This is a genomic window from Gordonia hydrophobica NBRC 16057 (assembly GCF_001592365.1).
Taxonomy (GTDB): Bacteria; Actinomycetota; Actinomycetes; order Mycobacteriales; family Mycobacteriaceae; genus Gordonia; species Gordonia hydrophobica.
The window spans coordinates 90,580-113,711 of sequence record NZ_BCWU01000003.1 but is presented as its reverse complement, the minus strand read 5'-3'; the positions used below and the strand labels follow the sequence as shown (position 1 = coordinate 113,711).

Genomic DNA, 23,132 nt, shown 5'->3' with positions numbered 1-23,132 from the left:
AATAATCATTAGGAAGGCCTTTGGGTGAATCGAGAGTTCATTTGAAGGGTTGTCGCCATTCGTCACCCGTCCCTCCGATTGATATGCATCATTGCAAGGGACGATGTCTCACTTGAAGGGATGCCCGTGTTGTCCGACCACACCGATCCGATGACGATCCACTTCGCTGCCGCGGAACTGCTGTACGAGTACCAGTCGCTCGTCGACGCCAAAGATCTCGCCGGCCTGGCGCAGATCATCCACCCCGACATCGAACTGACCAGGCATGACGGCACCCAGTGGGGGAGTGAGGCGTTCCTCGACCTGTACCGGCGGTTCGCGGCGTCCGATGTGGAGAACGCGCAGCACATGGCGACGAATATCGTCGCGAAGGCCAACGACGACGGCACGGTGGACGTCAGATCGGCGTTCGTGGCCATCACCACTCACACCGCGGGCGGCGCCCGACAGATCTGGGGTCGCTACCACGACACCATGGTTCACTCGGGTGAGCGCTGGATCCTCACCGCGAAACGCATCGCGGTGGTGCGTACTGCACTCTTCGGCGAGGCAATGCTCGCGCCGGTCGCGATCGACTCCTTCGGATCAGTAGACCGATGACCGCCGACCTCGACGCGAGAATCAGACGGCTCGAAGACCGTCAGGCCATCACAGATCTGGTCCTGCTGTACTTCCATGTGATGGACGAACGGGAGCTCGGCGCACTGCCGCGTCTCTTCACCGACGACGCACATCTCGGCTCCGGCGACGGGGTCTTCGACGCCACCGGGCTCACGGCGATCACGGAGACATATCAAGGACGGTTCGACGCACTCGGTCCGACGTTTCACTATTCCCACGGAACGCTGGTGGAGTTCGATGCCGTCGAGCCCGACGGAAACCCGTCCGCCGCGACGGGCACCACGACCGGACACGCCGAGGTGGTCCGCAACGGGACGCCGATGATCGTCGGCCTGCGGTACCGAGACCGGTACCGACGCACCGGCGTCGGCTGGCGGATCGCCGACCGGGTGATGTCGTACTGCTACTACACGCCCGCTGATCAGTACGTGGCTGTGATGTCGTCCGACGAGCGCAACCTCGCCTACGGCGACCCGAGGCCCGCAGACTGGCCGTCGGTGCTGGCCGGCGGCGACCTGTCCTGGCTGCGGTCCCTGGCCACGCGATGACTCGCGTCTTGTTCGCCATCGCCTCTCCGTCCACACCCCTGCTCCCGCCCGTCATCTGCACCCACCCGACCGAGAAAGGCGCCTCATGCGCAACCGTGGATCCATTGAGAACCTGATCAGCCGCTACTCCCTCAGCTACGACACCGCCGATATGGAGGCGATCGCCGCGTGTTTCACCGACGACGCGGTCTTCCGGATGACCCTGCCCGGCAGCGACCCGGTCACCTTCGACGGTCGGGACGCCATCATGGCCCTCATGGAGCAGTCTGCGCGCACGCAGACCGACCAGCGTCGGCACGTCAACAGCAACCTCATCGTTCACCCCGACGTCGACGGCGTCACCAAGACCACGCACTACTTGACGCTCCTCGCGACCGAGAACGGCGAGATCCGCGTGCTCACCGCGGGCGTCTACCGCCTCGAGATCGTCGGTGACGACGAGGACCTGAGGTTCCGCGCCCTCGACCTCGAACTCGACCGTCCCTACTGAGCGAGGACCGGATCATGAACCAAGGCCTGATCCCCGCCAAGTGGGCGGCCCTCACACCGGACCGGCACGCCGTCTACGACGCTCAGAACGACCGCCGCGTGACATGGCGTGAACTGGACGACCTCGTCCGTACGATGGCGAACGGTCTGCTGTCGCTCGGGCTCGTCAAAGGCGACGTCGTCGCGATGATCTCCCGCAACTGCGTGGAGTTTCAAGCGCTCTACTTCGCGGCGGGCCGCGCCGGACTGGTCACCCAGCCGCTGAACTGGCGACTGGCCACCCCGGCACTGGCGGAACTGCTCGGCGACGCTCGACCGAAGGTACTGATCGCCGAAGGCGAGTTCGTGGAAGTGATGCACGAACTGCAGGGGATGGTCGACATTCCGCACTGGCTCTCGTTCGGCGCCGACGGCGACGGCACCCTCCACGAGATGGTCGACGCCGCATCCGCCGACGAGATCCGGATCCCGGTCGCCGATGAGGACCCGTTCTTTCTGCTCTACACCGGTGGGACCACCGGACCGTCGAAGGGCGCGCTGCACACCCACGCCAGCGCGGCCGCGGGCATGCTCAACCAGACCGTCGCCGAGCGGATCGTCGCAACCGACGTGTACATGCTGACCGGGCAGATGTACCACATCCCGATCGTGCTGGCGATGAATTACCTGAAGCACGGATGCCCGCTGGTGCTGATGAACTTCGAACCCGAGTTGGCACTCAATCTCATCGAGGCCGAGAAGGTGTCAGCCTTCCTCGGCGTCACCACGATGCTCAACTGGATGATGGCGCAGAAGAACTTCGCGTCGTACGACCTGTCGAGCCTTCGCAACATCCAGTACGGCGGCGGTCCGATGCCGTCGAACATCGTGCGGCAGGCGCTCGACTCGTTCCCCTGCACCCTTATCCAGGGCTACGGACAGACCGAAGGCACGACGATGACCTTCCTGTCTCAGGAAGACCACCTCGACGCGGTGCGGGGTGTCCACACCGAACGGCTCCGGTCCTGCGGTCGCGAGGGCTTCGTCACGCGGGTCCAGGTGGTCGATCCGCTGACCGGTGATCCCGTGCCCACTGACAATGCGACGCCCGGGGAGATCATCGTGAAGAGCCCGGCCAACATGATCGGCTATCTGAACAGACCCGAGCAGACCGAGCGCACTCTGCGCGATGGCTGGATGTGGACCGGCGACATCGCCACCTGGGACGATGAGCGTTACGTGTTCATCGTCGACCGGGCCAAGGACATGATCATCTCCGGCGGCGAGAACATCTACTCGGTCCAGGTTGAAGAGGCCATCGCGACGCATCCGGCGGTGCTGGAATGCGCCGTGATCGGCGTGCCCGATGAGGAGTGGGGCGAGTCGGTCAAGGGCTTCGTGGTCCTCAAACCCGGTCACGAGGCCAGCGAGCAGGACTTGATCGACCAAGCGCGCGCGAACCTCGCCGGGTACCAGAAGCCGCGCTCGATCGAGTTCGTCGCCGAACTGCCGAAGGCCCCGACCGGCAAGATCCTCAAACGCGAACTGCGTCGCCCCTACTGGGAAGGCCACACGACGAATGTCTGAGGACCTCGACCGGTACCGTGCACTGATCGGCAGGCCGTTTCCCGGCGGCGAGTACACGATCGCGCCGTGGCGGGCCTGGTTGGTCGCTGACGCGCTCGGCGCCGATCCGGCCGATCCCACACCGCACCCGATCCTGGCGTGGATGGCCTCGGTCGGCGGCAAGGGGATGACGTGGGACGAACTGTTCGGATGGTTCGATGCGACCGCGGCGGACGGCCCCATGTTCGGTGAGCACCGGACCACCCTTCATCGTCCGCTGGTCTGCGGCGCCTACCGGGTGACCGGGCAGATCACCTCCTTCGAGCGCAAGGTCGGCAGGCGGACCGGGACCTTCGACATCGTGGGATACGAGTTCGACCTGTGGCGCGCCGACGAAGCCGTGGCGACCTGCTGGAACTCTCTGGTGCTGCCGCGGAAGGGGACGCTGTGAGAGTCGCGATCGGAGACACCGTGACCGGCGACGCGATCGTCGTCGACGCAGAGAAGATGAAGATCATGGCGGCGCTGCTGGAAGATCCCAATCCGATCCACTGGGACACCCGGGTGGTCGCCCAGCTCGGCCTCGGCGACGCTCCGGTGAATCAGGGGCCGCTGAACATGGGCTACATCCAGTCGATGCTGGCGGACTGGGCCGGCGGCCGGGATCGAATCCGCGATTTCCGAAGTCGATTCCTGGGCAACGTCTTCGGCGGCCAGACCGTGCGTGCGGGCGCGCGGGTGACGGCGATCGACCAGGCCGTCGACGGGGGCCTCCTGGTCGGCTGCGACGTGTGGTTGGACGTGCTCGACGCCGAGCGCGCGGTCACCGGAACAGCGACCGTCTACCTGGACAACAACGAGTGAAAGGCGTGTCCGTGAGCGACCCCGGAGAACAACACCAGTCGGACCCGATCGCGGGCGGCACCCTCGACTTTCAACTCGCCTACGGTGACTGCGACGTCCTCGGCATCGCGTACTTCGGCATCTACTACCGATGGATGGAACGCTGCTACACCAGTTGGTTGTTCGCGAACGGACTGCGCAGCGGTGAGCTGCTGGCTGATCTCGGGGTGATCACCGTGGGTCTGAGTTCGTCCGCGCAGTACACCCAGACCGTCACGGTGTTCGACCGTCTGCGCTGCCAGGCGGTGGCCGACCGGATCGGCGCCTCGTCGTACACCGTCGGATTCGAGTTCACCCGTGGCGACGAACTGGTCACGAGGGGGCAGATGACGTTTGCGGTCCGGGACGCGGACTTCGGCAAGGCACCGATCCCGCAGCGGCTGCGCGACGTCCTCGGCACTCTTCCGCCGCCGAGCTTCGAGACTCCGTGACTGATCTGGCGGCCTGGGTCCGCGCACGAACCACGATCTCCGAGACGGATGCGCAGGCTCGCGAATCGCTGCGCGACCTCGGCCAGCTGTACGCGATCGCCGTCGATGCGCACGACCTGGCGGCGCTGACGCTGATGTTCCACCCCGACGCGGTGCTCGATCGCGACGGTGAGGCGGCGATCGGTCGGACTGCGGTGCTCGACCTGCTGGCCGCGTCGATGCGCGGCTTCCGACGGATGCTGCACACACCGGAGACGCACGTGGTGCACGTGTCCGGAGACCGCGGGTCGGGGATCGCCACCGGGCACGCCGAACTCGTCACCGGTCGTGGAGTGGTGGTCGCCGCACACGAGTACGAGGACGAGTACGTGGTGCACGACGGTCGATGGGTCTTCACTCGTCGGCGTATCCGCTTCGTCTACGCCAGTCGCGCCGATCGATACGGCCAGGTGCTGTGCACCGACGAGCCGATCCGGCTGCCCGGCGAGGCGCCCCGTGCGATGGCCGGCGGTTGGTTCACATGACGGAAGTTCACATGACGGGGGGCGCGGCGTCGCCGCGCCACGACGAGAGGAGACACGATGGGCAGGTTGGACGGCAAGGTCGCCTTCATCACGGGGGCTGCGCGCGGTCAGGGGCGCAGCCACGCGGTGCGGCTGGCGCAGGAGGGCGCCGACATCATTGCGCTGGATCTGTGCGCTCCGGTGCCGAGCGCGGAACGCCTCTACCCGGGTGCCTCCGCGGACGACATGGCCGAGACCATCGATCGGGTCAAGCAGTTCGGCGGCCGGATCGTCTCGGCGACTGCCGACGTCCGGGACTTCGACGCCGTCGCGAAGGTGGTCGCCGACGGGGTCACCGACTTCGGCGGTATCGACATCGTCAGCGCCAACGCCGGGATCTTCCTCTTCGGGGACCCGGCGCACGAGGTCAGCGAGGACGACTGGCGCGACGTCCTCGACATCAACATCACCGGGGTGTGGCACACATGCAAGGCGGTGACACCGGCGATGATCGACGCGGGCAGGGGCGGGTCGATCGTGCTGACCAGCTCGACCGCCGGGATCAAGGGGACGCCCAACGTGGCGCCCTACACGGCGAGCAAGCACGCTGTCGTTGGTCTGATGAAGACGCTGGCGCTCGAACTCGCGCCGCACTCGATTCGGGTCAACTCGATTCACCCGACCGGGGTGGCGACCGACATGATCCTCAACGAGGCGACGTTCAGGCTCTTCCTGCCGGACGAGGAGCACCCGACCAAGGAGCAGGCCGCACCGGTCTTCGCCACCACGAACGCGCTCCCGGTCCCGTGGGTCGAGTCCATCGACATCAGCAACGCCCTGCTGTTCCTCGCCTCCGACGAGGCCCGTTTCATCACCGGAAACGAACTCAAGGTCGACGCGGGGTACTGCGTCAAATGACATCGCCGCCGGCGAGGCGAGATGTGGGCGCGGGCCGATGACCTCGATCAGGCGGTCCGCGGACGTCCTGGAGTGATGACGCCGATGCCGACCGCCCGTGCGGCGTCGCCCAGCCGATGGTCGTAGGACAGGATGCCGTCCGCATTCAGTCTGATCGCGGCCTCGAGGTGCAGTGCGTCGAGTGTGCGCAGGTAGGGCATCGGCAGGAGTCCTGCATTGCGGTAGGCGGCGCGGTCGAGTGCGGCGATCGCAACGCCGTCGAGCACGCGGCTGACGTCGGCGTGGTCGAGGCCTTCGCGGATGGCGAGACGTCGCAGTTCGGTCTCGAGCAGATCGCTGGAGACGAGTGCTGCCTGGCATTCGTCGAGCCAGGCGAGGAGCGGGGTGCTTTCCGGCTGGTCGATGAGCACTGCGCCGAGCGCAGAGGTGTCGACGTAGACGACCGCGGGTTCTGTCACACGCGGTCCTCACGAAGCTCGTCGACAGATTCTTCGATGCTCCGAGAGGACCGTTTCCGGACGATGTTCAGAGTGGTCCACCCGCCGGTGCGGTGCGCCGACCGAACGATGGTGAGCGCAGTGGGAGGGGCGTCGACTGGCACGATCTGACCGACCGGAACCCCGCTGTTGGTGAGGAGGAACGAATGTCCCTCGCTCACGGCGCGGAAGACGCGGCTGGACTCATTGCGCAACTCGCGCTGCGACAAGGTCTCGCTGTCGGAGTGGTCGGCGCTCATGGGGTTCAGCGTAGCACCCGTGCTACGCATGGGTGTGGTCCCGAAATGCGCTTCGTCGCAGCATCGGCGAAAGCCGCGTCACGAGGCGGCGACGGCGTCGTCGGTCTCGGCGCCGGACGAGTCGCTGCTCTCATTCCAGCCCATGGGGATCAGTGAGCCGGACACCTGCTCAATAGGGGAGACGAACGTGAACACGACGTCCCACGGGTCGATCTCCCATGCAGTGATGGCGTCGAAAACGAGCTCGCCGACCTCCTCGCGAACATAGGGATCGAGGGTGGCGATGAGCATGGTGCGCTCGCCGTTCTCGTCCAGCCAGCGGGGTGTACCGGGGCTCGGTGCCGCGGACAGTAGTGACAGTGTCCGGCCGTCTCGGAACGCGGTGCCCGCAGTGACGGCGGGCCCGTCGACGTTGAAGCCGCTGACGATGAGGAGGTCACCGCGACGGGAGGAGAACTCCGATGCCGCAGTGACCGCTCGCTCGAACGGATGGCGAGGGTCGTCCGATCCGGATGTGGTGCGTCGTCGGCTCGATGGCGCCGACAGTTGGACGAACTGACCGCGCGAACTCCTACCGCCGTATCGTCCGAATGACTCGTGCGTCCGGAAGCACGCCACCATGGACTCGGGGTCGAGATCTGCGGTGGTCCGGTAGTAGCCGTCGCGGAACGCTTCGCTGCTGATTTGGCCGTGATTCAACGCGTCGCGCAGTTCCCGCTGCTCCTTGTGGGATTTCACCGCCCATGTCGATGGCTCCGCGTCGCGCCAGATCCGGATGCGGTCGCCGATCATCATCCCGACGACGACGGTCTCGGCGCGTGCGACGTTGAACTTGTCGAAGCTGCTCATGGTTTCCTCCCGATCGGTGTCGAACCAGATTCGGATGTCCGGGAGAATTGAGCAATTGTGTTGTCCACAGGTCTGCGATACGGCGGATCGCCTGTTCACAGCGCCGATGTCGACGTCGTCGACCGACGCGTCAGCCCGGCAGGACCGGATTCGGGTTGAATCCGGCGAGGATGGTGTGGCCTGCGTCGACGACGATGTTCTGCCCGGTCATCGCGAACGCACCGTCGGAGGCGAGCCAGGCCGCGGCGTTGGCGATGGACTCCGGCGGCAGCGCGCCCTGGCCGGCGATCGCTCCGAAGTTCAACGCAGCGCGGTCGTAATCGGCGCGATCGGCGTTCTCTCGGCCTGCCATCTGATCGTACATGGCCTGGTAGTTCGTCATCGGTGTGTCGATGAGTCCGGGCGCGACCGAGTTGACCCGGATGCCGTAGGCGCCCAGCGTCTGGGCCGCGCTTCGCATCAGTCCGACGACACCGTGTTTGGCCGCGGTGTAGTGGGCCGCCGCCGGATTTCCCTCGACCGAGTTCACCGACGACGTCAGGATCATCGATCCCGCTCGACGTTCGATCAAGTGCGGGGTGACCGCTTTCATCGTGCGCCACACCCCCTTCAGGTTCACGTCCTGAACGTCGTCCCAGGTCTTCTCGTCCATCTCCCAGAACGGTGCCTGGGTGAAGATGCCTGCGTTGGCGACCACCACGTCGATCTTGCCGAAGGTCTCGATGCCCTCGGCCACGACCGCGTCGAGTGCCTCCGAGGATCGCACGTCGGCGATGCGCGAGAGGACTCGGCGTCCGGTCTCGCTCACCTGCCGCGCCGTCTCGGCCAGATCGTCGGCCGACGCGTGTTGATACAGCACGTTCGCGATCGGCTGGTCGATGTCGATCGCGATCACGTCTGCGCCCTCACGCGCCATCGTGACCGCGTGCGCCCGACCCTGGCCGTGGCCGGCACCGGTGATGAACGCGACTTTGCCGTCAAGGAGTCCCATCGTGACCTTTTTCCCTCGGTGTCTTCAGAGCCCGCGCTTGATCAACTGCTTGGCGAGGGAGTCGAAGATGACCTCCGTGGAGCCCTCATAGATCCGGGTGGGGCGGGCCTCCCGGTACAGGCGCTCGATGTCGGTGCCGCGGGTGATGCCGAAACGACCCATGATCTGGACCGCGCGGTCCACGACGCGGCCGCAGGTCTCGGTCGCGGTGACCTTGGCCATCGAGGACAGGTGCAGTCCAGCGAGCGGATCGCGGGCCGCGGCGGCGGCCGCGCGATAGGTGAGCGACCGCGCCGCCTCGATATCGGTCCAGCACGACGCGAGATGTTCAGGAACCGAACCCAAACGAGCGAGTGGGCCGCCGAACTGCTCGCGGCCGTTCGCATGATCGAGCGCCAGTCGCAGGGCCGCCTGGGCCATCCCGACGGCGGCGCCGGCGACCGAGACACGGAAGGTGGCCAGTGTCGCCAACACCAGCGAGAAGCCCTTGCCCGGCTCGCCGATCCGGTGGTCGAGCGGCACTCGGACGTCGTCGAGAATCACATCGGACAGGACATGCGGTGCGATGATCTGGTGCGGTCGCTCGGTGCGGACGCCGGGTGTGTCCGCGGGGATCAAGATCAGGGAGTAGCCGTCGCCCTCGCGGGCCAGAACACTGTAGATCGCGGCGTCGCCACCGTTGGTGATGAACGACTTGTGCCCGTTGACGATGATTTCGTCGCCCTCCACGACGGCGGTCGTCGACAGTGCCTTCAGATCTGAGCCGACCTGCGGTTCGGTGAGACCCAGGGCCGCGATCGCGTCGAGCGAGGCCACGCGCGGAAGCCACGTGTCGCGAACTCGATCCGATCCCGCGACGGCGAGACCATAGCTGCCGATGCCCTGCATCGCGAACATGGAGTCCAAATGGCCGCTTTCGGCGGCGAGCTGCTCGCGCACGACGGTCATGGCTAACGAGTCGACCGCCTCGAATCGGCCGCCCCAGCGGGCGGGGACCGCCAGTCGGGTCAGCCCGGAGGCGGCCAGGCGCGCGCGGACATCCGGATCGGTACTGCTCGACTCGTCCGCTCGAGCGGCGATGTCGCGCATCGAGACCGCCAACTCACGGGCCTCGTTCTGCAGGTCGGTGTACTTCTCGGGAAGCTCGAAGAGTCCCGTGGCAGCACTGTTCACTGTCCTTCTCCATCGTTGATGACGCCGGCGGCGGCGAGTCGGTCCAGCTCGGCGGCATCGAGGCCGAGCCGTTCGGTCAGGATCTGTCGGGTCTGTTCCCCCACCCTCGGGACGCCGTCGTACTCGGGGCCGTCGTACCCGGCCAGATGCAGCACCGGTCCGGGCATCAGCGTGTTCCGCAGGATCTCACTGCCGGTGATCTCGACGAGAGTCCGCTCCTGGAAGTGGGGATCTGCGACGACATCCGAGGCGTCGTTGACCGGCGCCGACACCACCTCGAACTTCTCCAAGATCTCGAGCACCTGGTCGCGCGGCGCGCGTTTGCACCACTCGATCACCATCGCCTGAACCTCGTCGTTGTTCTCGAGTCGGGCCGCGTTGGTCGCGTAGCGCGGATCGTCGATCACCTCGGGCACGCCCATCGCGGCGAACAGTCGGGTGGCGATCGCCTGATTGGACGCGGCAATCGACAGGTACTTCCCGTCGCCCGCCTCGTAGATTCCGCGCGGCGACGCGGCGCCGGTGCTGTTGCCGATGCGCTGCTGGATCTCGCCGAGGGCGGTGTATTTGAGGAACATGTCGCCGATGATGAACATCAGCGGCTCGTAGAGCGCGACGTCGACGACCTCGCCGCGTCCGGTGCGGGACCGGTTGAACAGCGCCATCGACACGCCCATCGCCGCCGACAGCCCCGCGATCGAATCGGCGAAGCCGAACGGCGGGGAGGTCGGCGGACTGTCCGGCTGACCGTTGACGTTCGCGAATCCGCTGGCGGTCTCGGCCACGGTGCCGAATCCGGGCAGCAGCCGATTCGGCCCCGTCTGTCCGAAGCCCGAGACACGGGCGATCACCAGCCCAGGGTTGATCTCGTGCAGCGCGTCGGGCCCCAGCCCCCAGGCCTCCAGGCGACCGGGGCGAAACGATTCGACCACGACGTCCGCATCGGCCACCAGGCGGCGGACCAGGTCCCGGCCGTCGTCGGTGCGCAGATCGACGCCGACCGACCGCTTGCCCGCGTTCAACCTGGCGAAGCCGAGGGACAGACCCTCCTTCTGAGGAATCCACTGGCGGGCGTAATCGCCGACGACCGGATCCTCGACCTTGACGACGTCGGCACCGAAGTCGCGCAGCATGCGGCCCGCGGTCGGCGCGGCGTACATGGTGCCGAGTTCGACGACTTTGAGGCCGGCGAGGGGTGCGCCGCTTGCGGCAGCGCCTGCACTGTCTGACATCAGATCCTCCACTGGATGTGCTTGGGTTCGAGGTATTCGCGCATGCCCCATTCGCCGAGCTCGCGGCCGACTCCGGAGCGGCCGAAGCCGCCGAACGGAGCGTCGGGCCGCATTGCGCCGCCGCCGTTGATCCACACCGTTCCCGCGCGGATCCGCTCGGCGACCCTGCGTGCCTCGACCGGGTCGTCGCACCAGACGTTCGCGGCCAGACCGAACGGGGTGTCGTTCGCCAGCGCGATGGCTTCCTCGGTGTCCTTGAACGGAAGGATGACCGCGACCGGACCGAAGATCTCCTCCTGCACGGCCCGAGCGTCCGGATCCAGTCCGCCGAGTAGGACCGGGTTGATGAAGTAGCCCTTCTCCGGCAGCGGTTTCGTCACTTCGAGCAGCTTGGAGCCGCCGACCGCGAGGGAGTCGTCGATGAAACTCTGCACACTCGCCAGGTGGTCGGGACGGATCATGGGACCGATGTTGGTCGCGCGGTCCCACGGGTCGCCGACGATCATTTGATCGAAGGCACTGGCACCGGCTTCGAGGAACTCGTCGTAGACGCTGTCGTGGACGAGCAGCCGGGCGAGCGCGGCGCAGCCCTGTCCGCCATTGCGCGACCAGCGCAGATGCATCTCGACGGCGATCTTCTGCACGTCGACGCCGGGCAGCACGATGTTCGGCGATTTGCCGCCCAACTCCAAGGTCACGCCGGTCAGATTCGCGGCGGCCTGCGCCATGATCTGCGCGCCGACGCCGTCCGAGCCCGTGAACGACACCCGGTCGACGCCGGGATGCGAGGACAGTCGCTTACCGACGTCCACGCCGCCGACGACGATGTTCATCACGCCGTCGGGAAGACCCGACTCCTTGACGAGTTCGGCGAGGAACAGTGTGGTGAGCGGGGTTCGTGGGGAGGGGAACAGCACCACCGTGCAGCCGGCGGCCAACGCGGCGCCGAACTTGAAGACCGCCAGGTTGAGCGGGTAGTTGTAGCCGGTGATCGCGGCGACCACGCCGACCGGGTCGTGGACCACGTCGCTCATTGTCGGAACCGGCTTGTCGTACTCGCCGAGATGAAGGGTGCGGTCGGTCTTCGCGGCCTCGGCGGCCCATCGCAAGTGCTCGTCGACGGCCATCTTGACCTGCAGGTATTCGGCGAGGGCGACCGGTGTGCCGACCTCGTTGACGATTGACGGCAGTAGCTTGTCGGAAGCGCGTTCGAGGGCGTCGGCGAAGCGGTGGATGTGGACGCTGCGCTCCTCTCCGGAGAGCGCCGCCCACGTCGGGAACGCCGTGCGGGCCGCGGCGACTGCCGCGTCGACCTGCGGCGCGGACGCGCCGCCGACGGTGGCGATGACCTCTTCGGTGGCCGGGTTCACGACGTCCCAGGTCTGTCCCTCGGGCTCGACATCGGCTCCGCCGATCAGCAGTGTCCGGTTCGGCGGAACCCAGGACTGATCGACGTTCTGGTCTGCGTCAGGCACGTCAGACTCCTTTGTTGGTGATGATCGCGGCACGCTGCAACCAGCCGACCGCCTTGTCGTAGTGGGCCTTGTCGATGTGCAGGCCCCGATAGCGCAGCGCGCCGATGCCATCCGTCGCTGCGTTCTCGTAGGCGTCGACCATGCCCCGGTAGAACTCGATGTCCTTGGCTGATGGGCTGAACACCTCGTTGATCGTGGCCACATGCGAGGGGTGGATCGCGATCATGCCGCGGAAGCCCAGCCCGCGGCCGTTGGTCGCGAAGTCGCGCAGACCGTCGATGTTGTCCAAGTCCTCCCACAGCGCGGTGAGCGCGTGCAGTCCGGACTCGCGGCAGGCGAGCAGAATCCGGCTGCGTAGATACAGCGACTCGTGGCCCTCGGGGGTCCATTCGAAGCCGACCTCCCGGGCGATGTCGGCGTGTTCGGCCGTGGGCCCGATCATGGCGCCGACGCGGGGTGAGGCTGCGGCGATCTCACGACAGTTCCAGATGGCTTTCACAGTCTCGACCGGAACGATGTACTCCAGATCTTCGACGCCGTTACGCATCTCGAAGTGGTCGAGGAGGGCGTCATAGCGGATCACGTCGGTCGCCGTCTCGATCTTCGGGGCGAAGACACCGGTGAGCCCGGGCACGACGACGGCTTCCAAGTCGCTGCCGGTGAGTCTGGTAGCAAGGGGATTGACCCGCACGAACACGCCGATGTCCGGGTGCGCGGCGCGAACGGTCCCGATGAGATCGGCAACCGTCTCGCGGGCGGCGGCCTTCTCTGCGGCAGGGACCGAGTCCTCGAGGTCGAGGACGATGCAGTCGGCGCCTGCGGCTACGGCCTTCTCCGCCCACGCGGGGCGGTGCCCGGGGACGAAGAGGATGGAACGGTAGGGGTGCATGCTTGGCCTCTCGTGCGTCGTCTCGCTGCCGAAGACGTCAGTAGTTGCGGGGCAGGCCGAGTACGTGCTCGGCGGTGTAGTTGAGCACCATCTCCTGGCTGATCGGCGCGATGCGCATCAGTCGGGCCTCCCGGAAGTAGCGCTCCACATGGAACTCCTTACCGAATCCGAAGCCGCCGTGGACCTGGAGTGCGGCATCGGCGGCGAAGAAGCCGGCCTCAGCGCACAGGTACTTGGCAGCATTCGCCTCGCGACCGCACGGCAGTCCCTGATCGACCATCCACGCGGCCTTGTCCAGGACGGCCTGGGCGGCGTCGAGCTTGATCCTGGCCTCGGCGAGTTGGAAGGCGATGCCCTGGTTCTGGCCGATCGGACGTCCGAAGACCTCGCGTTCGTTCGCATAGCGCACGCCACGACGCAGTGCCGCCTCGCCGATGCCGAGAGCCGCGTTCGCCGAGATCACTCGTTCGGCGTTCAGTCCGCCGAGGATGGTGCGGAACCCGTGGCCGACCTCGCCGACGACGTCGTCGTCGGCGACGAACAGGTCGTCGATGAACAGTTCATTGGTGTCGACGGCGTTGCGGCCCATCTTCGGGATCTCGCGGATCTGGACGTGGTCTCGATCGACGTCGGCGAACAGCAGCGTCATGCCCGCGGTCCGCTTGGCGCCCTCCTCACGCGGCGAGGTACGGCACAGCAACAGCATCTTCTCCGCCTCCTGCGCCTTGGTGATCCACACCTTTTTACCGCTCACGCGCCACCCGCCGTCGACCTTGGTCGCGAAGGTGGAGATGTTGGTGGTGTCCGTGCCGGCGTCCGGCTCGGTGACCGCGAACGAGGTGTGCAGATCGCCGGTGACCACGCGCGGCAGGTACTTGCGCTTCATCTCCTCGCTGCCGTGACCGATGATCGGTTCGAAGCCGAAGATGCCGATGTGCACGGCGCTGCAGCCGCCCATGCCTGCCCCGGACGCGGATATGGCGCGTTCGACGACCGCAGCCTCGGTGACGCCGAGCCCGCCACCGCCGTACTCCTCCGGGACGGTCAGACCGAGCCACCCACCTTCGGCGACGGCGTTGTAGAACTCCCACGGAAACTCATGCGAGTCATCGTGTTTCATCCAGTACTCGTCCGGGAACCGGCGACAGAGCTGCTCGACGGCCTTGCGGATGTCTTCATGCGTGGGGTCGGGGGTGTAGTCCACCGGACTCTCCTGTTCGATGTGCTCGGGTGTCAGACGGGGGCTGCAGCGTCGAAAGTGTCCGGGGTGACGCCCTGCTCGCGCAGGACGGACTTGCGGACCTTCTCCGACGGAGTCTTCGGCAGCGCGTCGACGGTGCGGATGAACCGGGGACGGGCGAAGGCAGGGATCCTGCCGTCGCAGAATTCGAGGAGGGCGGCCGGGTCGACGTGTTCGGTCAGCACGATCGCTGCCAGTACTTCGTCCTCACCCGCCTCCACGTCGGCAGGGACGCCCACGACGGCGCACTCGTGCACCGCAGGGTGTCCGAGCACGACTTGCTCGACCTCGTACGAAGAGATGTTCTCGCCACGTCGCCGCAGCGCGTCTTTGTACCGGTCGACGAAGTAGTACCAGCCGTTTTCGTCTCGACGCAGAGCATCGCCGGTGTGGAACCACAGGTTTCGCCATGCCTCCACGGTCTTGTCGGGCATGCCGTAGTAGCCCATGCTGCAGATGAACGGGACCTTGGGGCGCACGACGAGTTCGCCGACTTCGCCGACCGGGACCTCTCGATCGGTGTCCGGGTCGACGAGCCGGATGTCGAACCAGTCGCGTGCCTGCAGGCCTGCGGCGCCGGGTGGGATCTCGACGTTGTACGGGGACAGGATCGGTGCGGACGTCTCGGTGAGGCCGAAGGCGTTGACGAAGGTCTCGATCCCGTAGCGCTGTTTGAAGTCCGCTTCGATCGTGGTGGCGATCGGCGCCGCGTAGATGCAGCGGAGTCGGTTGTCGCGGTCGTCCTCGCGGGGTGGCTGCTTCCACGCGAAGTCCATCATGACACCGACGAAGTTGGTGACGGTGACACCGGAATCGCGGACGTGGTCGATCCAGCGACTCGCGCTGAACTTGCGGCGGATCACCGCGCTGGCGCCGGCGACCAGGGCCGGATACACGGCCATGAACGTCGCGTTGCCGTGGAACAGGGGGGTGGTCGTCAGATACCGGTCGGCGGCGGTGAGTCGGGTGAGGCAGACCACCTCCTGCGCAAAGAAGTACAGCTGGGCGTTGGGCATGGCGACGCCCTTCGATGGGCCGGTGGTGCCCGAGGTGAAGAAGATCGCGCCCAGATCCGATGGTGCGGGTGCGGGTGCGTTCAAGGCGTCACCGGTGGGCAGTTCGTCCCAGGGGGCGGCGTCCAGCCCGGCTCGGGTGAGGGTTGCGATCGCTTCGTCGAGACGGCCGGTGTCGATGACCCAGAACTTCTGGACCGCGGTCACCCCGTTGGCCGGATCACCGTTCGCGACGGCCGCGAAGCGCTCGGCGTACTCGTCATCGATGACCGCCCACTGTGCCTGGGCGACGGTGAACTGGTGGGTGAGGAAGTCGCCTTCATAATTGGTGTTGATGGGGACCTCGACAGTGCCACCGAGCGCGGTCGCCCACCAGCTGAGCACGAAGCGGGACGAGTTCTGCGCCATGATGGCGATTCGGTCGCCGCGGGACACGCCGGCCGCGGCGAACGATCCGGCGACGGCGTCGGCCCGAGCGAGCGCTTCCGCATACGTGAGCTCAAGGTCCTCGTCGGGGACCAGCAGGCAGGGGGCGTCCGGAGTGTTCGCTGCGTGGGTGCGAAGCACCGTCGCGAGGGTCCAGTCGTCCGGATCGGCGAACGTCGCGGTCAGTTCCGTGTAGAAGTCCATGTCGGATCCTTCCGTCACTTGCGCTTGTCGAAGCTGCCGGGCAACGCTATGCCCAGGAATCCGGGCGAGCCGCGGAACTGACGGTCCTGCAACGGAGTGGGGGTGCGGTCGGCGTCCCACTGGGCGGCTCGGGGAGCGAAGCGCTCGCGTCCGACCGCTGCGGCGAGGTCGGTGATGGCACCGAGGTCGTCAACGTCGTAGGCGGTTGTGGTCGGCGGCATGGCGACCCCTTCCTCATGTCGTGTCAAAGGCGCTGGGCGCCTAGCGGTCAGCGGCTGTGTCCCGTCGGCGCTAACCAACGAATCAACTGTAATAACTATAATCATCAATTAAGTCTGAATGCGCAAGCTTTCATCGAAAAACTCCGGGCCGCAGACTCCTGTGCGCCGACCATCGCTGCGGTCAGATGGACGCGGAGCATCGCGTCCCAGTCCTCGGGCGCGTAATCGACGGAGTCGCCCGCCTTGGCGAATCCCGCGTTCGCGACGAACGTCGACAGTCGGCCATCGGCCAGGTCGCAGGCTGCGGCGACATCGCGGTGAGAGGCCGCATCGCCCTCGACGCACCGGTGACCGTCGCCGGTCCAGCAGGCGACGGTCTGGGTCAATCGGTCGATGTCGAGATCGACGCCGATGACTCGATGTTCGGCGGAGGCGAATCGACCTCCGATAGCGGCTCCAATGCCACGCGCCGCTCCGGTGATCACGACTGTCGGGGCGGCGCTCATCGGATTGTGCCGGTCGGGGTGGGTCGGCGGCTTCTGTTGAAGGTCATGATCGGTCCCGTCTGTGGTGTCGGTCGGCGTGCCTGTCGCGAGCGTCATGGTCCGCGGTGTGGTGTCGGGTGAGCAACGTTGATGCATCCAGTACAAGGATTATCATAGATATGATCTAGGTCTCATCGGGTGCTCGCTGATTCGAATTCGCAACCAACACTCCCGGCTGCGAATTATATCTGGTAAAGATAATCATGAATTGAGTGTGGTCTGAATCGCCACGACGACAAGGAGGTCTCCTGATGCCGCACGCCGTCATCGTCGACGCGGTCCGTTCCCCGATGGGGAAGGGGCGAACGGGCGGGGCTCTGGCCGACGTCCATCCGGTCGATCTGCTCGCCACGGTGCTGAAGTCGTTGGTCCGACGCACCGGCATCGACCCGGGCGAGGTCGAGGACGTGATCATCGGATGCGTCGGACAGAATCTCGAACAGTCGGCGACGCCCGGCCGGATGGCGGTCTTGGCCGCGGGTTTTCCGGTCCACGTTCCCTCGGTGACCGTGGAACGCAAGTGTGGATCCGGTCAGCAGGCGGTCGACTTCGCGGTTCAAGGCGTCATGGCGGGTGTGTACGACATGGTCATTGCGGGCGGTGTCGAATCCATGAGTCGCGTCCCGATGGGCAGCGCCCGCGGAGATGCCGATCCGTTCGGCGCCGGAGTGCTCGACCGACACGGCGCGCTGGTGAGTCAGGGCGTCGCCGCAGAGTTGGTCGCCGACAAGTGGAATATCTCGCGACAGGCGTTGGACGACTACTCCGCCCGTTCGCACCAACGGGCCGCGTCCGCCGCGGACTGCGGGGCGTTCGACGACGAGATCGTCAGCGTTGCGACTCCACGCGGCGTCGTGGACACCGACGAGACGATCAGGCGCGGAACCGCTGCCGACGCACTGGGCGGTCTGCGGGCGGTGTTCGGCACCGACGCGAACCGCGACCGGTTTCCCGAGATCGACTGGAAGGTGACGGCGGGGAACGCCTCGCAGATCACCGACGGCGCGTCTGCGCTGCTGGTGATGAGCGAGGAGAAGGCGGCATCACTGTCGCTGACCCCACGAGCTCGGGTCGTCGCCTCAGCGGTGACCGGTGACGATCCGATGCTCATGCTCACGGCACCGATACCGGCGTCGCGCAAGGCGTTGGCGCGTGCGGGTCTGAGCGTCGGCGATATCGCGGCGTTCGAGGTCAACGAGGCGTTCGCATCGGTGCCACTGGCCTTCCAGCAAGAACTCGAGGTGCCCGACGCCCGACTGAACCCGGTCGGCGGCGCCATCGCGCTCGGGCATCCGCTCGGAGCGTCTGGTGCCCGCATCATGACGACACTGATCAATCACCTCGCGGCCACCGGCGGCCGCTACGGATTGCAGACCATGTGCGAGGCGGGCGGGATGGCCAACGCCACTGTCATCGAGTCGCTGGTGTGACCGCGACCGAGCCCCCGATGCCTGAAGAAGAAAGGGAAATACAGACATGCAACTGACGAACTCGTCGGCCATCGTCACCGGCGGCGCCTCCGGCCTCGGGCTGGCCACCGTCAAACGACTCGTCGAACAGGGGGTCCACGTGGTGATCGTGGACCTGCCGACGTCGGCGGGCGCCGACGTCGCTGCCGACCTGGGTGAACTGGTCCAGTTCGGACCCGCCGACGTCGCCGACCCGACGGCCGTCGACGCTGCGCTCGACCTCGCGGTGCAGCGGGCCCCGCTGCGGACCGTGGTCCACTGCGCGGGTCGCGGCGGCACCGTGCGGGTCGTCGAACGCGACGGCACACCGGGCTCGCTGGAGACGTACACGTCGTTGATCACCACGAACCTGATCGGCAGTTTCAACGTGCTGCGCCTGGCGGCGGCACGGATGGTCGACAACGAACCCGTCGACGGTGAGCGCGGCGTCGTCATCATGACGGCGTCGGTTGCCGCGTGGGAAGGGCAGATCGGTCAGATCCCCTACGCTTCCGCGAAGGCAGGCGTCGTCGGCATGACGCTGGTCGCGGCACGTGACTTGGCGCGCAAGCTGATCCGTGTCAACTCGATCGCGCCCGGCGTGTTCGACACCCCGATCCTGTCGCGCTTCTCGCAAGAGATCCGCGACGGCTTGGCCGCACAGATCCCGAACCCGGCGCGGCTGGGAGATCCCGACGAGTATGCGCGACTGGCGATGGCGATCATCGACAACGGCATGCTCAACGGTGAAGTCATCCGACTCGACGGCGCGATCAGAATGGCCCCGAAATGACAGTTCACACCCAGATCCGCGGCGGTGTCCTGGTCGTCACGATCGACCGCCCCGAAGTCAAGAACGCGATCGACACCGCGACCGCCCAGGCGATCGCCGACGCGATGGATCTTCTCGACACCACCGACGACCTCACCGCGGGTGTCCTCACCGGCGCCGGTGAGACCTTCTGCACCGGGATGGACCTCAAGGCCTTCCTTGCCGGAGAGCGACCGTCCATCGAGGGCCGAGGATTCGCCGGAATCGCGCAGACTCCGCCCGCCAAACCGGTCATCGCCGCCGTGGAGGGGCACGCGATCGCCGGCGGGTTTGAAATCGTGCTCGCCTGCGACCTGGTCGTCGCGTCCGAGACCGCCGTGTTCGGTCTGCCCGAGGTCAAGCGGGGTCTCCTCGCCGGCGGTGGCGGTCTGCTTCGCCTTCCCGAACGGGTGCCCTACGCACTCGGCCTCGAATGGGCGTTGACCGGAGACTTCGTCAGTGCCGAGCAGGCCGGCGACGCCGGGCTGATCAACCGACTGACCCCGAAGGGCGGCGCTCTCGACGCAGCGATCGAGCTCGCTGAACGCATAGCGGCGAACGGGCCGTTGGCGGTCCGCGGCACCAAGTCGATCTGGACCGCCGCCCGTGACTGGGGCAATGACGAGCGCTTCGCCAAGATGTGGGAGATCTACGAGCCGATCCGGTCGTCCGATGACGCACGGGAAGGTGCGACGGCCTTCCGCGAGAAGCGAGCTCCGGTGTGGAAGGGACGCTGAGCAGATGGCCTTCGTGATCACCCGGCCGTGCTGCAACGACGCGAGCTGCGTCAGCGTCTGCCCGGTCAACTGCATCCACCCGACACCCGAGGAGCCGGAGTTCCGGACGGCTGAGATGCTCTACATCGATCCCCAGACGTGCATCGACTGCGGGGCCTGCGTGGACGCCTGCCCGGTCGGCGCCATCTTCCCCGACGACGAACTCGCCGAGGAGGACGAGCCGTACCTGCGATTGAACGCCGACTACTATCTCGACCACGATGTGGCCGCGGGTGCTCCGAAGCCGGAGCGGACTCCACGACTGCCCGACGGGCAGGTGCGCGTCGCCGTGGTGGGAGCGGGGCCCGCAGCACTCTACGCCGCTGAGGAACTGGCTCGACACACGCAGATCCAGGTGGACGTCTTCGACCGGCTTCCGACTCCGCATGGTCTGGTTCGAGGCGGGGTGGCACCGGATCACGCGGCGACCAAAGGTGTCGAACGCACCTTCGCGTCGACGGCGCGGAAGAAGAATTTCCGCTATCGCCTCGGTGTGGAGGTCGGCACCGACATCTCGCACGACGAGCTCGTCGAGCGGTATCACGCGGTGCTCTACGCCAGCGGCGCGTCGACCGACAAGCGCCTGGGCATCGCCGGTGAGTCCCTGCCGGGCTCGGTGGCCGCCACCGACTTCGTCGCCTGGTACAACGGACACCCCGATCACGCCGACGACGTCTACGATCTTTCTTCCGAGCGAGCCGTCGTCATCGGCAACGGCAATGTGGCGCTGGACGTCGCGCGCATTCTCCTCACCGATCCCGACGAGCTGGCATCGACCGACATCGCACAGCATGCGCTCGACGCCCTCCGGTCCTCGGCGATTCGCGAGGTCGTCGTCCTTGGACGACGCAGCATCGCCGACGGCGCCTACACCAATTCCGAGTTCCTGGCGATGAGTCTGGTCGATGGCGTGGACGTCGTCATCGACGCAGATGATCTGACCGTGTCGACGCCGGTCGCGGATCAGATCGCGAACGGGACTGTCGACAGCACCGTCGGATCCAAGGTCCGTCTCGCCCGCGAGTACGGCGAGCGCGACACCGGCGGTCGTGCCAGGCGCGTAGTGCTCCGGTACCTGACCAGCCCGATCCGGATGGTCGGTGACGACGCGGTGACCGGCGTGCGGGTGGTCCGCAACGAGTTCGAGGCCGACTCCGACCGCGTGAGATCGACCGGCGCGGAATCCGACATCGCCGCCGGACTGGTGATCCGGTCGATCGGGTACCGCGGCACCGAGGTCGACGGCCTGCCCTTCGACCCCGACACCGGAACGGTGCCGAACGAGACGGGGCGGGTCCTCGGCGAGGACGGAACTCCGATCCCGGGTCACTACGTGGCCGGCTGGCTGAAGCGGGGGGCCACCGGCGGCATCGGAATCAATCGGTTCTGCGGGCAGGAGACTGCCCGGGCGGTGCTCGAGGACGTCGGCGCCGGAGTTCTACCGACGCCGACCGGTACGCCGGACGACGTCGAGGAACTGCTGACGTCCCGGGGTGTGCAGGTCGTCGACGCCGACGGGTGGGCGGCCATCGACCGCGCCGAACGCGCCAAGGGCAGGGCGACGTCCACTCCTCGCCGAAAGATCGTCACTCTCGCAGGGCTGCTCGAAGCGGCGCAGCAGTGACGGCGAGTGCGCCTCCCCACGGCGTCACCCGCGGATATCGTCAGGGGCATCGTCGCAGCGATGATGCTCGGAGGCGGGGCCGCCTCGACTCATCCAGCTCACCTCAACTCACACCCATCCGACAGCGGAGGTCATCATGAAACGGTTCGACGGCAAGACAGCACTCATCACTGGCGGTGCCCGAGGCCAGGGACGATCCCATGCACTGCGCCTCGCGCGCGAGGGTGCCGATGTCGCCATCCTCGACATCGCGGCGCAGGTGGACTCCGTCGCCTACCCGACCTCCACCCTCGACGATCTGAAGTCCACCGAACGTGAACTCCGGGAGTTCGGTGGCAGAGTGCAGGCGATCCAATGCGACGTGCGCGACCAGGCCGCGGTGGAGTCGGCCGTCGCCGGCGTGGAGCAGGAGTTCGGCGGCATCGACATCGTCCTCGCCAACGCAGGCGTCATGGCGAGTTACGGCGCCAAGAAGCACGAGATGGCGGCCTGGGACGACTCGGTGGCGATCATGCTCAACGGTGTCTATTACACGCTGCGGGCCGTCACTCCCGGATTGATCGAGCGCAATCGCGGTGGCGCCATCGTCATCACCGGGTCCACGTCGAGCTTCATCGGCGTCGCGTACAAGGAAGAGATGCTCAACCCAGGCCAGATGGGCTACGGCGCGGCCAAGAGCGGCGTGCTCTCGCTGATGCGCAACTTCGCCATGGTGCTCGGACAGCACGGGGTGCGGGTGAACACCGTGATTCCGGCCGGCGTGGCGACGACGATGATCAAGAACGAATTCTTCGAGGCGGACCTCGCTGGAGATGCGCCAGGCGGCTGGATGGCCAATGTGATGGGACATGGCCCGGTGGAACCCGAGGAGATCACCAACGCAGTGACCTGGCTCTGCTCCGACGAGTCTCGATTCGTCACCGGGCAGTCGCTCGCCGTCGACATGGGGACGATGCTGCTGTAATCGGTGATGACCATCCACCGAAGGGATCCACCGTGACCGAGCACGACGCGTTCGACGCGATGATGGAGGCCGTCGACCCGGCGGTGTACGTGGTCACGACAGCGGCACGCGGGGAACGCTCGGGGTGTCTCGTGGGATTCGCGACGCAGATGAGCATCGACCCGCTGCGCTTCCTCGTCGGCATCTCGCAGGTCAATCACACACACCGGGTGGCTGCTGACGCCGACTGCCTCGCCGTGCACGTCGTCGACCGCGCGCACCGGGATCTAATCCGGTTGTTCGCCGGTGAGACCGGTGATGAGATCGACAAATTCGAGCACTGCGACTGGACCGACGGGCCGTACGGACTCCCGATTCTCTCCGGCGCAGGCATCTGGTTCGCCGGTCGGATCCTCGACCGCGTCGACGTCGGCGGCGACCACACGTGCTACGTGCTCGAACCCGTCGCCGGTCGGGTACTCGATGCGCACGTCCCGCGTGGAAACTGGGCTCGCGCGGCCGATGCCGGTGACGTGGAACCGGGGCATCCGTCGTGACTGATTGACAGTCTGCGAATC

27 protein-coding genes are annotated in these 23,132 nt (G+C 66.6%); 15 read left to right on the top strand and 12 right to left on the bottom strand.

The features are described 5' to 3' along the window. Positions 1-120: 120 nt before the first annotated feature. The 9 genes from GH2_RS06345 to GH2_RS06305 all read left to right on the top strand — a co-directional run bounded on the left by GH2_RS06345 (position 121) and on the right by GH2_RS06305 (position 5,958). Positions 121-600 (top strand): nuclear transport factor 2 family protein, encoded by a 480-nt coding sequence (locus GH2_RS06345; RefSeq protein ID WP_066164654.1) that lies wholly within the window; start codon positions 121-123, stop codon positions 598-600. After that, complete coding sequence (locus GH2_RS06340) at positions 597-1,169, top strand: nuclear transport factor 2 family protein (RefSeq protein WP_066164651.1); 573 nt, start codon at positions 597-599, stop codon at positions 1,167-1,169. Before GH2_RS06345 ends, GH2_RS06340 begins: the two co-directional genes overlap by 4 nt. Positions 1,170-1,254: 85 nt before the next feature. Beyond that, complete coding sequence (locus GH2_RS06335) at positions 1,255-1,659, top strand: nuclear transport factor 2 family protein (protein ID WP_066164649.1); 405 nt, start codon at positions 1,255-1,257, stop codon at positions 1,657-1,659. A 14-nt stretch (positions 1,660-1,673) separates the two neighbouring features. After that, positions 1,674-3,224 (top strand): class I adenylate-forming enzyme family protein, encoded by a 1,551-nt coding sequence (locus GH2_RS06330; protein ID WP_066164646.1) that lies wholly within the window; start codon positions 1,674-1,676, stop codon positions 3,222-3,224. Continuing rightward, complete coding sequence (locus GH2_RS06325; RefSeq protein ID WP_066164643.1) at positions 3,217-3,654, top strand: hypothetical protein; 438 nt, start codon at positions 3,217-3,219, stop codon at positions 3,652-3,654. Before GH2_RS06330 ends, GH2_RS06325 begins: the two co-directional genes overlap by 8 nt. Then, the gene (locus GH2_RS06320; RefSeq protein ID WP_066164639.1) at positions 3,651-4,067 is read left to right on the top strand and encodes a MaoC family dehydratase; all 417 of its coding nucleotides are present in this window, start codon (positions 3,651-3,653) and stop codon (positions 4,065-4,067) included. The genes GH2_RS06325 and GH2_RS06320 overlap by 4 nt, the downstream gene beginning before the upstream one ends. Before the next feature lie 11 nt (positions 4,068-4,078). Continuing rightward, positions 4,079-4,537, top strand: coding sequence for an acyl-CoA thioesterase (locus GH2_RS06315; RefSeq protein ID WP_244885322.1), 459 nt, complete (start codon positions 4,079-4,081; stop codon positions 4,535-4,537). After that, a complete protein-coding gene (locus GH2_RS06310) occupies positions 4,534-5,061 on the top strand; it encodes a nuclear transport factor 2 family protein (protein WP_066164636.1) in 528 nt (175 codons plus the stop codon). The genes GH2_RS06315 and GH2_RS06310 overlap by 4 nt, the downstream gene beginning before the upstream one ends. 57 nt (positions 5,062-5,118) lie before the next feature. Next, the gene (locus GH2_RS06305; protein WP_066164633.1) at positions 5,119-5,958 is read left to right on the top strand and encodes a mycofactocin-coupled SDR family oxidoreductase; all 840 of its coding nucleotides are present in this window, start codon (positions 5,119-5,121) and stop codon (positions 5,956-5,958) included. Between the two features lie 47 nt (positions 5,959-6,005). Here the strand turns inward: GH2_RS06305 and GH2_RS06300 are convergent, their stop codons facing one another. From GH2_RS06300 to GH2_RS06245, 12 genes are all read right to left on the bottom strand, one after another. Next, entirely contained in the window at positions 6,006-6,416 is a 411-nt protein-coding gene (locus tag GH2_RS06300; protein ID WP_066164630.1) for a type II toxin-antitoxin system VapC family toxin, read from the bottom strand. Continuing rightward, positions 6,413-6,694: a type II toxin-antitoxin system Phd/YefM family antitoxin gene (locus GH2_RS06295; RefSeq protein WP_066164627.1), complete on the bottom strand. Its 282-nt coding sequence runs from the start codon at positions 6,692-6,694 to the stop codon at positions 6,413-6,415. The genes GH2_RS06300 and GH2_RS06295 overlap by 4 nt, the downstream gene beginning before the upstream one ends. A gap of 78 nt (positions 6,695-6,772) precedes the next feature. Further along, a complete protein-coding gene (locus tag GH2_RS06290; RefSeq protein ID WP_066164624.1) occupies positions 6,773-7,543 on the bottom strand; it encodes a hypothetical protein in 771 nt (256 codons plus the stop codon). A 130-nt stretch (positions 7,544-7,673) separates the two neighbouring features. Continuing rightward, positions 7,674-8,534, bottom strand: a complete 861-nt coding sequence (locus tag GH2_RS06285) for a mycofactocin-coupled SDR family oxidoreductase (protein ID WP_066164620.1) — start codon at positions 8,532-8,534, stop codon at positions 7,674-7,676. A 24-nt stretch (positions 8,535-8,558) separates the two neighbouring features. Next, the gene (locus GH2_RS06280; RefSeq protein ID WP_084247346.1) at positions 8,559-9,707 is read right to left on the bottom strand and encodes an acyl-CoA dehydrogenase family protein; all 1,149 of its coding nucleotides are present in this window, start codon (positions 9,705-9,707) and stop codon (positions 8,559-8,561) included. Further along, complete coding sequence (locus GH2_RS06275) at positions 9,704-10,939, bottom strand: CaiB/BaiF CoA transferase family protein (RefSeq protein WP_066165455.1); 1,236 nt, start codon at positions 10,937-10,939, stop codon at positions 9,704-9,706. The genes GH2_RS06280 and GH2_RS06275 overlap by 4 nt, the downstream gene beginning before the upstream one ends. Beyond that, positions 10,939-12,414, bottom strand: a complete 1,476-nt coding sequence (locus tag GH2_RS06270; protein WP_066164617.1) for an aldehyde dehydrogenase family protein — start codon at positions 12,412-12,414, stop codon at positions 10,939-10,941. The genes GH2_RS06275 and GH2_RS06270 overlap by 1 nt, the downstream gene beginning before the upstream one ends. A 1-nt stretch (position 12,415) precedes the next feature. Next, complete coding sequence (locus GH2_RS06265; RefSeq protein ID WP_066164614.1) at positions 12,416-13,303, bottom strand: HpcH/HpaI aldolase/citrate lyase family protein; 888 nt, start codon at positions 13,301-13,303, stop codon at positions 12,416-12,418. A 37-nt stretch (positions 13,304-13,340) separates the two neighbouring features. Beyond that, entirely contained in the window at positions 13,341-14,507 is a 1,167-nt protein-coding gene (locus tag GH2_RS06260) for an acyl-CoA dehydrogenase family protein (RefSeq protein WP_066164613.1), read from the bottom strand. Positions 14,508-14,536: 29 nt separating this feature from the next. After that, positions 14,537-16,186, bottom strand: coding sequence for an AMP-binding protein (locus GH2_RS06255; protein WP_066165452.1), 1,650 nt, complete (start codon positions 16,184-16,186; stop codon positions 14,537-14,539). A 14-nt stretch (positions 16,187-16,200) separates the two neighbouring features. Then, positions 16,201-16,407, bottom strand: coding sequence for a hypothetical protein (locus GH2_RS06250; RefSeq protein WP_066164609.1), 207 nt, complete (start codon positions 16,405-16,407; stop codon positions 16,201-16,203). Positions 16,408-16,511: 104 nt separating this feature from the next. Next, positions 16,512-17,009, bottom strand: coding sequence for an SDR family oxidoreductase (locus tag GH2_RS06245; RefSeq protein WP_066164607.1), 498 nt, complete (start codon positions 17,007-17,009; stop codon positions 16,512-16,514). Positions 17,010-17,203: 194 nt separating this feature from the next. On the opposite strand from GH2_RS06245, the gene GH2_RS06240 reads away from it, so the two are divergent. The 6 genes from GH2_RS06240 (at position 17,204) to GH2_RS06215 (ending at position 23,111) form a co-directional block, all read left to right on the top strand. Then, entirely contained in the window at positions 17,204-18,382 is a 1,179-nt protein-coding gene (locus tag GH2_RS06240; protein ID WP_066164604.1) for a thiolase family protein, read from the top strand. A gap of 46 nt (positions 18,383-18,428) precedes the next feature. Next, complete coding sequence (locus GH2_RS06235) at positions 18,429-19,193, top strand: SDR family NAD(P)-dependent oxidoreductase (RefSeq protein WP_066164602.1); 765 nt, start codon at positions 18,429-18,431, stop codon at positions 19,191-19,193. Further along, positions 19,190-19,948, top strand: a complete 759-nt coding sequence (locus GH2_RS06230; protein ID WP_066164599.1) for a crotonase/enoyl-CoA hydratase family protein — start codon at positions 19,190-19,192, stop codon at positions 19,946-19,948. The genes GH2_RS06235 and GH2_RS06230 overlap by 4 nt, the downstream gene beginning before the upstream one ends. Before the next feature lie 4 nt (positions 19,949-19,952). Continuing rightward, complete coding sequence (locus GH2_RS06225; protein WP_066164596.1) at positions 19,953-21,611, top strand: FAD-dependent oxidoreductase; 1,659 nt, start codon at positions 19,953-19,955, stop codon at positions 21,609-21,611. Between the two features lie 136 nt (positions 21,612-21,747). Then, on the top strand, positions 21,748-22,575 hold the full coding sequence (locus GH2_RS06220; protein WP_066164594.1) for a mycofactocin-coupled SDR family oxidoreductase: 828 nt from the start codon (positions 21,748-21,750) through the stop codon (positions 22,573-22,575). A gap of 32 nt (positions 22,576-22,607) precedes the next feature. Continuing rightward, a complete protein-coding gene (locus GH2_RS06215) occupies positions 22,608-23,111 on the top strand; it encodes a flavin reductase family protein (RefSeq protein ID WP_244885321.1) in 504 nt (167 codons plus the stop codon). Positions 23,112-23,132 lie beyond the last annotated feature (21 nt).

What these genes read in the sequence shown, in the direction of transcription:
- GH2_RS06240 (WP_066164604.1), top strand. Translation starts at nt 17,204, where the DNA reads ATGCCGCACGCCGTCATCGTCGACGCGGTCCGTTCCCCGATGGGGAAG.
- GH2_RS06330 (WP_066164646.1), top strand. Translation starts at nt 1,674, where the DNA reads ATGAACCAAGGCCTGATCCCCGCCAAGTGGGCGGCCCTCACACCGGAC.
- GH2_RS06220 (WP_066164594.1), top strand. Translation starts at nt 21,748, where the DNA reads ATGAAACGGTTCGACGGCAAGACAGCACTCATCACTGGCGGTGCCCGA.
- GH2_RS06340 (WP_066164651.1), top strand. Translation starts at nt 597, where the DNA reads ATGACCGCCGACCTCGACGCGAGAATCAGACGGCTCGAAGACCGTCAG.
- GH2_RS06265 (WP_066164614.1), bottom strand. Translation starts at nt 13,303, where the DNA reads ATGCACCCCTACCGTTCCATCCTCTTCGTCCCCGGGCACCGCCCCGCG.
- GH2_RS06275 (WP_066165455.1), bottom strand. Translation starts at nt 10,939, where the DNA reads ATGTCAGACAGTGCAGGCGCTGCCGCAAGCGGCGCACCCCTCGCCGGC.
- GH2_RS06295 (WP_066164627.1), bottom strand. Translation starts at nt 6,694, where the DNA reads ATGAGCGCCGACCACTCCGACAGCGAGACCTTGTCGCAGCGCGAGTTG.
- GH2_RS06335 (WP_066164649.1), top strand. Translation starts at nt 1,255, where the DNA reads ATGCGCAACCGTGGATCCATTGAGAACCTGATCAGCCGCTACTCCCTC.
- GH2_RS06345 (WP_066164654.1), top strand. Translation starts at nt 121, where the DNA reads ATGCCCGTGTTGTCCGACCACACCGATCCGATGACGATCCACTTCGCT.
- GH2_RS06285 (WP_066164620.1), bottom strand. Translation starts at nt 8,534, where the DNA reads ATGGGACTCCTTGACGGCAAAGTCGCGTTCATCACCGGTGCCGGCCAC.
- GH2_RS06305 (WP_066164633.1), top strand. Translation starts at nt 5,119, where the DNA reads ATGGGCAGGTTGGACGGCAAGGTCGCCTTCATCACGGGGGCTGCGCGC.
- GH2_RS06230 (WP_066164599.1), top strand. Translation starts at nt 19,190, where the DNA reads ATGACAGTTCACACCCAGATCCGCGGCGGTGTCCTGGTCGTCACGATC.
- GH2_RS06225 (WP_066164596.1), top strand. Translation starts at nt 19,953, where the DNA reads ATGGCCTTCGTGATCACCCGGCCGTGCTGCAACGACGCGAGCTGCGTC.
- GH2_RS06250 (WP_066164609.1), bottom strand. Translation starts at nt 16,407, where the DNA reads ATGCCGCCGACCACAACCGCCTACGACGTTGACGACCTCGGTGCCATC.
- GH2_RS06245 (WP_066164607.1), bottom strand. Translation starts at nt 17,009, where the DNA reads ATGACGCTCGCGACAGGCACGCCGACCGACACCACAGACGGGACCGAT.
- GH2_RS06325 (WP_066164643.1), top strand. Translation starts at nt 3,217, where the DNA reads ATGTCTGAGGACCTCGACCGGTACCGTGCACTGATCGGCAGGCCGTTT.
- GH2_RS06290 (WP_066164624.1), bottom strand. Translation starts at nt 7,543, where the DNA reads ATGAGCAGCTTCGACAAGTTCAACGTCGCACGCGCCGAGACCGTCGTC.
- GH2_RS06235 (WP_066164602.1), top strand. Translation starts at nt 18,429, where the DNA reads ATGCAACTGACGAACTCGTCGGCCATCGTCACCGGCGGCGCCTCCGGC.
- GH2_RS06255 (WP_066165452.1), bottom strand. Translation starts at nt 16,186, where the DNA reads ATGGACTTCTACACGGAACTGACCGCGACGTTCGCCGATCCGGACGAC.